The organism is Halobacillus sp. ABR2_026 (assembly GCF_056158545.1).
In genome coordinates this window covers 2,535,969-2,548,540 of the sequence record NZ_JBSWTM010000001.1, presented here as the reverse complement: position 1 = coordinate 2,548,540, position 12,572 = coordinate 2,535,969, and the positions used below count along the sequence as shown (strand labels likewise).

Here is a 12,572-nt window from a genome sequence, read left to right as displayed (position 1 = left end):
AAACTTACTAAATGAACGAGTTCGTAAAGGAGGACATTTAACCATGGGTAAAATCATTGGTATTGACTTAGGTACAACAAACTCTTGTGTAGCAGTTATGGAAGGTGGGGAAGCGAAAGTTATCCCTAACCCGGAAGGTAACCGTACAACTCCATCCGCTGTTGCATTTAAGAACGGTGAACGTCAAGTAGGTGAAGTCGCTAAACGTCAAGCGATCACAAACCCGAACACAATCCTTTCCATCAAACGTCATATGGGTACAGACTACAAAGTAGAAGTGGAAGGTAAAGAGTACACACCTCAAGAAGTTTCTGCCATTATTCTTCAGTACATCAAAGGTTATGCAGAAGACTATCTTGGTGAAACCGTCGATAAAGCGATCGTTACCGTTCCAGCTTATTTTAATGATGCTGAGCGTCAGGCGACCAAAGATGCAGGTAAAATTGCTGGTCTTGAAGTTGAGCGTATCATTAACGAGCCGACTGCAGCTGCCCTTGCTTACGGTATCGATAAAGAAGACCAGGATCAGACGATTCTTGTCTATGACCTTGGTGGCGGTACATTTGACGTATCCATTCTTGAAATCGGAGATGGAACATTCGAAGTTATTTCTACAGCAGGTGACAACCGCCTTGGTGGGGATGATTTCGACCAAGTCATTATCGATCACATGGTTGCTGAATTCAAAAAAGAAAACGGCATTGATTTGTCCCAGGATAAAATGGCTAAACAGCGTTTGAAAGACGCTGCTGAGAAAGCGAAGAAAGACCTTTCCGGTGTAGCTCAAACGCAAATCTCTCTTCCATTCATCACTGCAGGAGAAGCAGGACCGCTTCACCTGGAGATGAATTTGACACGTGCTAAATTCGAAGAGCTAGCATCAGATCTTGTGGAGCGTTCTATGAAACCGACTCGTCAAGCTCTTAAAGATGCTGGCATGAGCGCAAGCGACATTCACAAAGTAATCCTAGTGGGTGGATCCACTCGTATTCCAGCGGTACAGGAAGCTATTAAGAAAGAGGTCGGCAAGGAACCTTCTAAAGGCGTGAACCCTGATGAAGTAGTTGCCCTTGGGGCTTCCATCCAAGGTGGTGTCCTTCAAGGAGATGTGAAAGACGTAGTTCTTCTTGACGTTACTCCGCTTTCTCTAGGAATCGAAACAATGGGTGGCGTTACAACGAAATTGATTGAACGTAACACAACAATTCCAACAAGCCACTCCCAAGTGTTCTCAACTGCTGCTGACAATCAGACAGCTGTAGACATCCACGTCCTGCAAGGGGAGCGTGAAATGGCTCAGGATAACAAAACTCTTGGTCGTTTCCAGTTGACGGATATCCCACCAGCGCCACGCGGTGTGCCTCAAATCGAAGTAAGCTTTGATATTGATGCAAACGGAATCGTTAACGTACGTGCGAAAGACATGGGTACGAATAAAGAACAATCCATCACAATCAAGTCTTCTTCAGGTCTTTCTGACGAGGAAGTTGAAGAAATGGTTCGTCAAGCTGAAGAAAATGCTGAAGAAGACAAGAAGAAACGTGAAGCGATTGAACTTCGTAACGAAGCAGACCAGCTGATCTTCACAACAGACAAGACGATCAAAGATCTTGGTGAGCAAGTAAGTGAAGAAGAAAAACAAAAAGCGGAATCTGCTAAAGAAGAACTTCAAACGGCCCTTGAAGGGGAAGACCTTGAAGCAATCAAAGAGAAGAAAGAAGCGCTTCAAGAACAGGTTCAAGCTCTTTCCGTGAAACTTTATGAACAGGCACAGGCACAGGCTGAAGCAGCACAAGGACAAGATGCTGGAGGTTCTGAAGAAGATGTTGTCGATGCTGATTATGAAGAAGTAAACGAAGACGAGAACAAGAAGTAAGAAAAGCTGGAAAAAAGTCAAAGTCAGGTTCTTCTTGACTTTGACTTTTTTCATGATAAGGCAGAGAAGAAGTTTGCCTGCCCAGATTTTCAATGTTAATATAAACCTTATGTAATAGCGTCCGGGAGAGTGATCGACAAGTGAGTAAACGAGATTATTATGAAGTCCTTGGCGTGTCCAAGGATGCTTCCAAAGATGAAATAAAGAAGGCCTATCGTAAACTGGCGCGTAAATATCACCCTGACGTCAGTGAGGAAGATAATGCTTCTGAAAAGTTCAAAGAAGCTAAAGAAGCTTATGAAACATTAAGTGATCAGCAGAAGCGTGCCCAATATGACCAATTCGGTCATGCCGGACCAAACCAGGGTGGTTTTGGCGGTTTCGGTGGAGGCGCTGAAGACTTCGGTGGTTTCGGAGATATCTTTGATATGTTTTTCGGTGGCGGTGGACGCCGTCGTGATCCAAATGCTCCACGTAAAGGAGCGGACCTGCAATACACGATGACCATGCAGTTTGACGAAGCTATTTTCGGTAAATCAACAGATATCGAAATCCCTACAGAAGAAGAATGTGACACATGCGATGGTTCCGGGGCTAAACCGGGCACATCACCTGAAACATGTTCCCATTGCCAAGGGGCAGGTCAGGTGAACCAGGAACAGAACACACCGTTCGGCCGGGTCGTAAACCGACGCGTATGTCATCATTGCCAAGGTTCAGGTAAAATCATCAAAGAAAAATGTAATACCTGCGGTGGAGAAGGCCGTGTGAAAAGTCGTAAGAAAATCCATCTCGACATCCCGGCGGGTATCGATGATGGTCAACAGATCCGTGTGCAAGGCAAAGGGGAAGAAGGAGCAAATGGTGGTCCTGCAGGTGATTTATTCGTCGTCATCAGAGTTCAACCTCATGAATTCTTCCAACGCGAGGGCGATCATATTTTCTGTGAAATTCCTCTTACGTTCGCTCAAGCAGCACTTGGGGATGAAATTGAGGTCCCTACCGTTCACGGTAAAGTTAAACTGAAGATCCCTTCTGGAACGCAAACAGGTAAGACGTTCCGTTTGAAAGAAAAAGGAGCTCCGAACGTTCACGGAAGAGGACAGGGTGATCAGCACGTGAAAGCAAAAGTCATCACGCCGAAAAACCTGACGGAAAGACAGAAAGAGCTTCTTCGTGAATTTAATGACATCAGCGGGAATGAAGCAACTGATGAGCAGCACGGGAACTTTTTTGAACGAATGAAACGTGCGTTTAAAGGAGATAGTTAAGAGTTAACAGGAAGGTGTCTGTACGATTGTTTGATGGGTGGTTCGAATAGAATTCCCGTTTGACTCGTGCAGGCACTTTTTATCTTGAGAGGCTTGTACTTAGAAAATAATATGAAGAGGGTGGATCATCAATGAAATGGTCTGAAGTATGTATCCATACGACTACAGAAGCAATTGAACCGGTATCAAATATCCTTCATGAGTCGGGAGCAAGTGGGGTGGTCATCGAAGACCCGTCAGATATGAAAAGAAAAAAAACGAAGCTCGGAGAAATTTATGAATTAAACCCGGCGGATTATCCTGCTGAAGGAGCATATGTGAAAGCTTACCTCCCGATGAACAGTTTCCTTGGAGAGACCGTTGATGGAATCAAAAAGACTGTCTCAAATCTGACAGAATTCGGCATTGATATTGGACACAACGAAGTGACAATCAGTGAAATACATGAAGAGGATTGGGCAACCGCTTGGAAAAAGTATTATAAACCGGTCAAAATTTCAGAAAAAATTACGATCATTCCTACATGGGAAGATTATACCCCCGTATCGAGCGATGAAATTATTATTGAAATGGATCCTGGTATGGCGTTCGGTACAGGTACTCACCCAACGACGGTGCTTAGCATCCAGGCGCTCGAACAGTACTTGGTAAAAGGAGACACAGTCGTAGACGTAGGTGCAGGATCAGGTATTTTGAGTGTTGCCTCTGTCTTGCTGGGCGCTGAGCATGCGTATGCGTATGATTTAGATGATGTCGCTGTATCGAGTACAAAGAACAATGCCGCTTTAAATGGGGTTGAAAACAAAGTGACTTCCCAACTCAATGACTTGTTAGAGGGAGTGGATTGGGAGGCAGATCTGATTGTATCCAATATCCTCGCCGAAATCATCGTTAAATTTACGGATGATGCTTATCGAGTAGTCAAACCTGGGGGATACTTTATTACATGTGGCATCATTTCCGGGCGCAAAGAAATGGTTCGTGACCAGCTGATTCAGTCTGGGTTTGAAATTGTTGAAACGAATAAAATGGAAGACTGGGTAAGTATCATCGCTAAAAAACCGGAGTGATTCGATGCAACGATATTTTGTAGATCGAAATCTATGGAACGAGGGTACCCTTCGTATACAAGGCGAGGATACACATCATATTGTTCGTGTGATGCGGATGAGGGAAAAGGACAACCTGATCGCGATTCACCCCGAGAAAGGCCCTGCCCTCTGTCAGATTACTGAAGTAGAGGAAGTGTATGTCCACTGTAAAGTGATGAAATGGATAGATGAAGACAGAGAACTTCCTGTTCAAGTGACTCTAGTGGCAAGTCTGGGTAAGGGCGATAAATTGGAGCAGATCGTACAAAAAGGAACTGAATTGGGCGCATCTTCCTTTATCCCTTATCAAGCGGAACGTTCCATAGCCAAGTGGGATGAAAAGAAAGCGACGAAGAAAATTCAACGGCTCCAGAAAATTACGAAGGAAGCCAGCGAACAATCGGAGCGGTTAGTTGTTCCTGAAGTACAGCCTGTTATACCTCTTCACAATCTATTGGATATGAAACATCACTACGACCATTGTTTATTCGGTTATGCGGATGCTGCAAGACAGAATATTACAGCTCCATTAAGTGAGGCCATGGCTGGAATTAAGCAGGGGGACTCGATCCTTGTGGCTTTTGGACCAGAAGGTGGATTTTCTGAACATGAAGTGGAGAAACTGTTGGGAGAAGGGTTTCGGGCGATTCGTTTAGGTCCGAGGATTCTTCGTATGGAAACCGCTCCGCTCTATTTTCTTTCCAGTCTCTCTTATAAATTGGAAGAAGTTTGAATGTCATGACATAGTCTCGCATTTCAATCGCTTTCATGCTAAAATGTAATAGATGTACGAACAACTCAATTTGAAAGGACGATTCACAAATGGAACAAAATCTAGCTAAGATGATTGATCATACACAGCTGAAACCAGATACAGCGAAAGATAAAATCACTCAAATTTGTACAGAAGCAAAAGAGCAGAATTTCGCTTCTGTATGTGTGAACCCTCACTGGGTTTCCTACTGTGCGGAGCTTTTGGAAGGTACAGATGTTAAAGTTTGTACAGTTATTGGTTTCCCGCTAGGAGCAACAACTAAAGAAACGAAAGCTTTTGAAACAAAACAAGCGATTGAAAAAGGCGCAACAGAAGTTGATATGGTCATCAATATTGGTGAATTGAAATCCGGTAATAAAGAACTTGTCCAGCAGGATATCGAAGCCGTTGTCCGCGAAGCAGAAGGAAAAGCACTTGTAAAAGTAATCATCGAAACTTCCCTTCTTACGGAAGATGAAAAAGTAACAGCTTCTGAACTTGCAAAAGCTGCAGGAGCAGACTTTGTAAAAACTTCCACAGGATTCTCCGGCGGAGGAGCTACGGTAGAAGATATCAGCTTGATGCGTAAAACGGTCGGCCCTGAAATGGGAGTAAAAGCATCAGGTGGAGTACGCGACTATGAAGGTGCAAAAGCGATGATTGAAGCTGGTGCGACTCGTATAGGTGCAAGCTCCGGTATTGCCATTGTGAACCGTGAGCAAGGAACTTCTGATTATTAATAGTAGGAGAAGCCATCCCTGGGATGGCTTTTTTTATATTTTTAACATCTGGCGATCAAGAACATTTTCTTAGACAGGCATACCACTTAAGGATCAGAAAAAGGTTTAGAAACAAAAGTCATTTACCTTTATCTTTAAAAAAAGTTGACCATATGGAATGCATATAATATAATTGTCAAAGGTATGGGGGGTTCCCATACAAGAGAAACAGTTTTGTTTGCTTCGGAGGGAGGGAAATTAGCATGTCAAAAACAACTCGCGTTCGTAAAAACGAGTCTCTTGAAGATGCTCTTCGTCGCTTTAAGCGTGATGTATCAAAAAGTGGTACATTAGCTGAATATCGTAAGCGTGAATATTACGATAAGCCTAGCGTACGCCGTAAGAAAAAGTCTGAGGCGGCTAGAAAGCGTAAGTAATTGAAGAAGGTGTTGAAGAGATGACAATTACAGACCGTCTGACCCAGGATATGAAAACGGCCATGAAAGCCCGTGACAAGGAAAAATTGTCAACGATCCGCATGGTGCGTGCTTCTTTTCAAAATGAAGCGATAAAACTGGGGAAAGACTCATTATCTGAAGAAGAAGAATTGACTGTTTTAACCCGTGAGGTAAAACAGAGAAATGATTCCCTCCATGAATTCAAAGAAGCTGGCCGTGAGGATCCTGTAGAAGGACTCGAACGTGAAATTGAGATTTTACAAGTATATATGCCGAAACAGCTGACAGATGAAGAACTCAAGCAAATCGTTGATGAGACGATTGATGAAGTAGGCGCTACTTCTAAGAGTGATATGGGTAAAGTCATGAGTGCCGTCATGCCTAAAGTTAAGGGCAAGGCCGACGGAACCAAGGTCAATAAGCTCGTTCTTCAACAATTATCGTAAATATAAAGGTCTCTCTTGCTCAAGAGAGACCTTTTTACATATCGGAAACTATGCCCTTTCAATTTTTTACAAAGCGCCTTAAGATTTCTGAAACCATTGGTGTCTTTCATTCGTAAACGTACTATATGGTGGGAAGTCTATCTGTAAAGGAGGTGAATAGGGGATGAAGCGTACGTTGCGTCTATTCATATGGGGGATGCTTCTTTTATTAGGCAGCGTTTTATCGCTCTTCCATCTTCAATCATCGGTTCAGGCGGACGGCGAAGGGCAAACGGTGTATTTCATTCCCGTGAAAGATACGGTTGAACGAGGGATGGCAGCTTTCCTTACCCGTACAACTGAGGAAGCTCGAGAGAATGGCGCCGATCATATCATATTCGAAATTGATACACCGGGAGGCCGTGTGGATGCAGCAGGTGATATTGGAGAAATCTTTCAGGACTTGGATGTCCCGAACAGTGCCTTTGTCACAAACCGAGCATACTCTGCTGGTTCATACATCGCTTTGAATGCGGATCAAATATATATGAAACCTACATCAACGATGGGTGCATCTGGAGTAATTAATTCTGATGGTACTGCTGCAGATAAGAAAGCTCAGTCCGCCTGGATTTCAGCGATGGTGGCTGCTGCAGAATCCACAGGTCGTGATCCGTTATATGCCCGTGCAATGGCGGATGCTTCAATAGATGTCAGTGATTATGGCGCTCCAAAAGGTGAATTTTTGACCTTAGGAGCGACCGATGCTGAAGAAGTAGGTTATGCAGAGGGGATTGTAGATGATCGGAATGAGCTGCTTCATGCTATTGGAATGTCTGGCGCTACAATAGTTGAAGAACAACCGACCCTTTCGGAGAACATCGCGAGATTTCTCACGGATCCTGTAGTCATTCCAATCCTGTTATCCATAGCAAGTATTGGTCTCGTTGTTGAATTGTATTCCCCTGGATTTGGAATACCGGGAACGATGGGGGCTCTCTCTCTTGTTCTGTTCTTCTACGGCCACATTGTCGCCGGCCTTGCCGGTTATGAAGCAATCATACTGCTCGTCTTAGGAATTGGCCTAGTTATTGCTGAGTTCTTTTTACCGGGGGGATTGCCGGAATTGCTGGAGTTGCAGCCATTGTCTCTTCGCTCATGCTTTCATCAGCGGACATGGGTCATATGGCGATGAGTATAGGAATTGCCCTGCTCGTAACAATAATCATATCCATTATATTGTTTAAATTCGTAGGCTTGGAGAGAGGATTCTTTCGACATATCATTTTGAATGATTCTACTTCTGCCGATAAAGGCTATGTATCCTCGCAAAATCGATTGGATTTAATCGGACTGGAAGGTGAAACGATTACACCCCTCCGCCCATCAGGGACAGCTGATTTTAATGGGGAGCGCTTGGATGTCGTGACAGAAGGTGGATTTATCGCTGTAAATCAAGCAGTAAAAATTTTAAAAACAGAAGGTTCGCGCATAGTTGTGCGTGAGATTAAAAAAGTAGAACAAGAGGAGGAAACAGAATGACACTTGAACAATTAATGCCAATTATCATTATTGGTATCATCGTCATCGTCTTAGCCGTGTTATTTACATTCATTCCTGTCATGCTATGGATCAGTGCATTGGCAGCAGGTGTGAAAATTAACATTTTCACATTAGTAGGGATGCGATTGCGTAGGGTTATCCCGTCACGAGTCATTAACCCATTGATCAAAGCTCATAAAGCAGGAGTTAATGTAAACACGAACCAATTAGAAAGCCACTACTTAGCAGGTGGTAACGTAGACCGGGTGGTTAATGCGCTTATTGCAGCACAAAGAGCTAACATTGAACTTAGTTTCGAACGTTGTGCAGCCATCGATCTTGCCGGCCGTGATGTTCTGGAAGCCGTCCAAATGAGTGTTAACCCGAAAGTGATTGAAACTCCATTCATCGCAGGTGTTGCAATGGATGGTATCGAAGTGAAAGCGAAAGCACGTATTACTGTAAGAGCAAATATCGATCGTCTCGTTGGTGGTGCAGGAGAAGATACAGTTATAGCCCGTGTTGGTGAGGGGATTGTATCGACGATTGGTTCCAGCGTGAACCACAACAAAGTGCTGGAAAATCCAGACTTGATTTCTCAAAATGTTTTAGGAAAAGGACTTGATGCAGGAACGGCTTTTGAAATTCTCTCCATTGATATCGCAGATATTGATATCGGGAAGAACATCGGAGCTATCCTACAAACTGATCAAGCCGAAGCGGATAAGAACATTGCTCAAGCCAAAGCAGAAGAGCGACGTGCTATGGCGATTGCCCAAGAGCAAGAGATGCGCGCACGTGTTCAGGAAATGCAAGCTAAAGTTGTGGAAGCGGAAGCACAAGTTCCACAAGCTCTTGCAGAAGCTTTGCGTTCCGGTAAGATGGGGGTTATGGATTACATGAACTACCAAAACATCAATGCTGATACAGACATGAGAAACACGCTTGGTAAAATGTCTGAAGAAGAAGAAGAAAAATAATCCTTGATCAATCAAAAGGAGAATTCATATGGGAGATCTGATTGAGCTCATCTTCAGCAACTTCCTAATTTTTGCTGCGATCATCGGCGGAATTATCAGCTGGTTCAGTGGAATGAATAAAGAAAATGATCAAAAGCAAAAAACTGGAAGAAAAACCATTCCTGTTCCCTCCTCTCATCCGAGTGGTCCTGCGAAAGACTTTCAGGATAAAGGAATGAATTCGAAATCAGGAGAAGAACGATTGAAGGATTACTATGAGTCCAAACAACAGAAGCTCGCCGAGGCGAAAACATCTCAAACTGTTGAAATTCAACACGACGACAGTGATACCTATATGAGTGCCCCGGTATCTAGCGATAAGAAGCCTGAGAGTGCTTCAATGTTGTATGAGGAAGGTCCGATCATAGAAAAAACGACAAAATGGAATAAAAAGCGGTTGGCCGAAGGAGTTTTAATGGCGGAAGTATTGGGGCCTCCCCGGTCTCGCAAGCCTCACAGCTCCCACCCGCGAAAAAGATGACACAACGCACGAATTGTAGTGATACAATTCGTGCGTTTTTCGTATAAATGAAAAGAGGGGGGCGTCGCATGTCAAAGTGGCAGCAACAAATAAGGACTTGGATCAGTCGATATTTTGATTTACCATCAGATGTCATGTTGGATCTTCCTAGGATTACAACGATTGGGTCCATACATGTGTACATAGAGAATCATACAGGCCTCCTTCATTTTTCAGATGAAGAAGTACGTATTCAATACAAAAAAGGTCAGGTTCGGATATTAGGGAAAGACCTTGGAGTGAAGATGATGTTAAAGGAAGAATTGTTATTGGAGGGCCAACTTAAGTCCGTGGAGTTTTTGCCGGATAAATAGGAGGTGAGAGGATGAAAAACCAGCATGGTTTCTTTCAGGGAATCATGACGGTGCAAATAGAAGGTGCATTGATTGAGCCTTTTCTCCAAGCCTGTGCGAAACGCGGCTGTCAGATTACTAATATGAGAAGGGTAAATGCTTCTGTCGTCATGTTAACGATCCGTTTGAAGGACTGGAAAACGTTCCGAGAATTAAGGAAGAAATACCGTTGCAAAATATCCATCAAAGGGGGGAGAGGGCTTCCGTTTATCCTGCAGCATATGATAAGAAGAGTTTCGGTCCTTATTGCATTCCTTGCTGCTGTTATCATCATATTTGTATTGGCAAATACTTTGTGGGCCATTAAAGTGGACGGCCTCTCTCCAGAGCTGGAAGCAGATGTAGAGACCAAATTGAATAGTTACGGAGTCTCTCCAGGGAAATTAACCATTGGAATGAAAGACCCTATTGAAATACAACAGCAGCTATTGGAGGATATTCCTGATCTCCTGTGGATCGGTGTGAAAAAGCAGGGGGCGAGTTATCATCTTTATGGTGTAGAGAAGACGAGATATGATACAGATATGAATACCACTCCCTCCAATCTGGTGGCAGCTAAAAAAGGGATGATTGTTGAAACCTTTATTAAAAAAGGACGTCCAACAGTTTCCGTTTACGATGTAGTGAAGAAAGGACAGACCCTTGCCACCGGTCAATTGGTTGAGGATAAAGATGAATTTATACATGCAGAGGGAGAAGTCATAGCGGAAACATGGTACCGTGTCGCCCAAACCCTCCCTATGGAGCAGGTACTCTTATTGACGGACGGTTCTGTCCAAAGCGAGTATCATTTGAAAATTGGGGATTTTTCCCTTCCTGTTTGGGGGTTCTGGCGAGGAGATGAAGGGGATTTCAGAGAAGAATCTCACACAACGGATTGGGAGCTTTTTGGTATGAAGATTCCAATGAATGTTAAAACCGTTGACTATTATACCATTGACCGTAAAGCTTATGAATCCTCCAAAAAAGAGATTGAAGAAATCGGAAATACTTCTGCAAGGAGGAACCTTGCACAGGAACTTGAACAGGATGCGGAAATTAAGGAGGAAAAAGTTTTGCACCACAGTGAGGAGAATGGTAAAGTAAAATTAATCCTAATGTACAAAGTTTATGAAAACATTGCAGTGACCAAGTATTTAAGTCAAGGAGATTGAGTATGCCAGAAGATTTGAAAACAATGGACATTCAATTAGATAATACAACAGAAGCATTAGCTCTTTTTGGGACGGAAGACCGTAACCTCAAGCAAATTGAGGAACAGCTTCACGTGACAATCATTTCTCGTGGAGAGCAGGTCAGGGTTTCTGGGCAGGTAGAACATGTACAGCTTGTGGAAGAAATCCTCAACAGTGTGCTTGCCATCATCCGTAAGGGGCTGACCATTACGGAAAGAGACATTGTCTATGCGGTTGAACTAGCAAAAAAAGGGAAAATCAATCAATTTGAGGCATTGTTCGAAGATGAAATCACAAAAAACTCTAAAGGGAAATCCATCCGGGTCAAAACCCTTGGTCAGAGGAATTATATTGCCGCAATAAAGAAAAACGATCTCGTCTTTGGTATTGGCCCGGCAGGTACAGGTAAAACCTACCTTGCCGTCGTTATGGCTGTCAATGCATTAAAGAACGGTGACGTAAAAAGAATTATCCTTACGCGTCCCGCTGTGGAAGCCGGTGAAAGCCTTGGTTTCCTTCCCGGAAATCTGAAAGAAAAAGTGGATCCATACTTAAGGCCACTTTACGATTCTTTACACGATGTATTCGGAGCAGAACATACCGCGCGTTTAATAGACAGAGGAACGATTGAAATCGCACCGCTTGCTTATATGAGGGGGCGCACACTCGATGATGCCTTCGCCATTTTAGATGAAGCGCAGAATACAACTCCCGAACAAATGAAAATGTTCTTGACCCGATTAGGATTTGGTTCAAAAATGATTATTACCGGTGACATCACTCAAGTCGACCTTCCAAAAGGCGTGAAGTCCGGTTTGAGAGTGGCGGAGGAACGCTTAGGTAAAGTCAAAGGGTCCGCCTTCATTCATTTGGATCAGTCCGACGTTGTCAGGCACCCGCTTGTGCAGCGGATTATCGATGCATATGAAGGTGAAAATTAATAAGACCCATTACATGGGTCTTATTTCTTGTCTTCTTATGGAATAAATGAGACAGGGTTGAATGTAGTTTTTTAGACCGGCTCCATAGGAGGTAAATGCCTGGGTTTCCATTATACAGGTAAGTGCAAGGGGAGCTCTTATCAATGTATGTATCTTTCTGTTCTGTTTATTCAAATTTTTAAGGAATACATTTGGATAAAGGCGTCCATATTTTGAGTGAAGCTTTTTGTGAAGCATTTAGCGCTCATGGACTTCTTGCTCATGTGGCATTCTATTATTATGACCTGTGAAAACAACACAGCCTCATGGTTTTATGGATAATAGGGGCGCAAGGATGTCCCTTATAAATCACACTCAGCTGAGCAAAATTTCCGAATCACTTGAAACCACCCTTCAGATGTGCAGCCATTCATAGGGGAAGGGCAGTC

Annotated in this window: 12 protein-coding genes and 1 pseudogene; all 13 read left to right on the top strand. The window is 43.5% G+C overall.

The genetic code is table 11. The features are described from left to right. The first annotated feature begins 43 nt into the window (after positions 1-43). Positions 44-1,876, top strand: coding sequence for a molecular chaperone DnaK (dnaK, locus tag ACXADE_RS13300; RefSeq protein ID WP_474980939.1), 1,833 nt, complete (start codon positions 44-46; stop codon positions 1,874-1,876). Between the two features lie 140 nt (positions 1,877-2,016). Continuing rightward, complete coding sequence (gene dnaJ / locus ACXADE_RS13295; protein ID WP_474980938.1) at positions 2,017-3,147, top strand: molecular chaperone DnaJ; 1,131 nt, start codon at positions 2,017-2,019, stop codon at positions 3,145-3,147. 131 nt (positions 3,148-3,278) lie between these two features. Beyond that, positions 3,279-4,217, top strand: coding sequence for a 50S ribosomal protein L11 methyltransferase (gene prmA / locus ACXADE_RS13290; RefSeq protein WP_474980937.1), 939 nt, complete (start codon positions 3,279-3,281; stop codon positions 4,215-4,217). Positions 4,218-4,221: 4 nt separating this feature from the next. After that, positions 4,222-4,971 carry a 16S rRNA (uracil(1498)-N(3))-methyltransferase gene (locus ACXADE_RS13285; protein WP_474980936.1) on the top strand — a complete coding sequence of 250 codons (750 nt, stop codon included), beginning with the start codon at positions 4,222-4,224 and terminating at the stop codon, positions 4,969-4,971. 89 nt (positions 4,972-5,060) lie between these two features. Further along, a complete protein-coding gene (deoC, locus tag ACXADE_RS13280; RefSeq protein ID WP_474980935.1) occupies positions 5,061-5,732 on the top strand; it encodes a deoxyribose-phosphate aldolase in 672 nt (223 codons plus the stop codon). A 242-nt stretch (positions 5,733-5,974) separates the two neighbouring features. Beyond that, positions 5,975-6,148: a 30S ribosomal protein S21 gene (rpsU, locus tag ACXADE_RS13275; RefSeq protein ID WP_008638284.1), complete on the top strand. Its 174-nt coding sequence runs from the start codon at positions 5,975-5,977 to the stop codon at positions 6,146-6,148. A gap of 20 nt (positions 6,149-6,168) precedes the next feature. Then, positions 6,169-6,615: a GatB/YqeY domain-containing protein gene (locus tag ACXADE_RS13270; protein WP_474980934.1), complete on the top strand. Its 447-nt coding sequence runs from the start codon at positions 6,169-6,171 to the stop codon at positions 6,613-6,615. Positions 6,616-6,811: 196 nt separating this feature from the next. After that, a pseudogene (locus ACXADE_RS13265) lies at positions 6,812-8,136 on the top strand (NfeD family protein). Continuing rightward, positions 8,133-9,116 (top strand): flotillin-like protein FloA, encoded by a 984-nt coding sequence (floA, locus tag ACXADE_RS13260; RefSeq protein WP_474980933.1) that lies wholly within the window; start codon positions 8,133-8,135, stop codon positions 9,114-9,116. The pseudogene ACXADE_RS13265 and the gene floA overlap by 4 nt, the downstream one beginning before the upstream one ends. A 28-nt stretch (positions 9,117-9,144) precedes the next feature. Beyond that, on the top strand, positions 9,145-9,636 hold the full coding sequence (locus ACXADE_RS13255; protein WP_474980932.1) for a hypothetical protein: 492 nt from the start codon (positions 9,145-9,147) through the stop codon (positions 9,634-9,636). Positions 9,637-9,704: 68 nt separating this feature from the next. After that, entirely contained in the window at positions 9,705-9,989 is a 285-nt protein-coding gene (yqfC, locus tag ACXADE_RS13250; protein ID WP_474980931.1) for a sporulation protein YqfC, read from the top strand. An 11-nt stretch (positions 9,990-10,000) separates the two neighbouring features. Further along, positions 10,001-11,182, top strand: coding sequence for a sporulation protein YqfD (yqfD, locus tag ACXADE_RS13245; RefSeq protein WP_474980930.1), 1,182 nt, complete (start codon positions 10,001-10,003; stop codon positions 11,180-11,182). 2 nt (positions 11,183-11,184) lie between these two features. Continuing rightward, entirely contained in the window at positions 11,185-12,144 is a 960-nt protein-coding gene (locus ACXADE_RS13240; protein ID WP_474980929.1) for a PhoH family protein, read from the top strand. Positions 12,145-12,572: the final 428 nt, after the last annotated feature.

Excerpts from the sequence above, each read along its gene's own strand:
- ACXADE_RS13255 (WP_474980932.1), top strand. The coding sequence starts at position 9,145 with ATGGGAGATCTGATTGAGCTCATCTTCAGCAACTTCCTAATTTTTGCT.
- yqfD (WP_474980930.1), top strand. The coding sequence starts at position 10,001 with ATGAAAAACCAGCATGGTTTCTTTCAGGGAATCATGACGGTGCAAATA.
- floA (WP_474980933.1), top strand. The coding sequence starts at position 8,133 with ATGACACTTGAACAATTAATGCCAATTATCATTATTGGTATCATCGTC.
- ACXADE_RS13285 (WP_474980936.1), top strand. The coding sequence starts at position 4,222 with ATGCAACGATATTTTGTAGATCGAAATCTATGGAACGAGGGTACCCTT.
- prmA (WP_474980937.1), top strand. The coding sequence starts at position 3,279 with ATGAAATGGTCTGAAGTATGTATCCATACGACTACAGAAGCAATTGAA.
- ACXADE_RS13270 (WP_474980934.1), top strand. The coding sequence starts at position 6,169 with ATGACAATTACAGACCGTCTGACCCAGGATATGAAAACGGCCATGAAA.
- dnaK (WP_474980939.1), top strand. The coding sequence starts at position 44 with ATGGGTAAAATCATTGGTATTGACTTAGGTACAACAAACTCTTGTGTA.
- ACXADE_RS13240 (WP_474980929.1), top strand. The coding sequence starts at position 11,185 with ATGCCAGAAGATTTGAAAACAATGGACATTCAATTAGATAATACAACA.
- yqfC (WP_474980931.1), top strand. The coding sequence starts at position 9,705 with ATGTCAAAGTGGCAGCAACAAATAAGGACTTGGATCAGTCGATATTTT.
- rpsU (WP_008638284.1), top strand. The coding sequence starts at position 5,975 with ATGTCAAAAACAACTCGCGTTCGTAAAAACGAGTCTCTTGAAGATGCT.
- deoC (WP_474980935.1), top strand. The coding sequence starts at position 5,061 with ATGGAACAAAATCTAGCTAAGATGATTGATCATACACAGCTGAAACCA.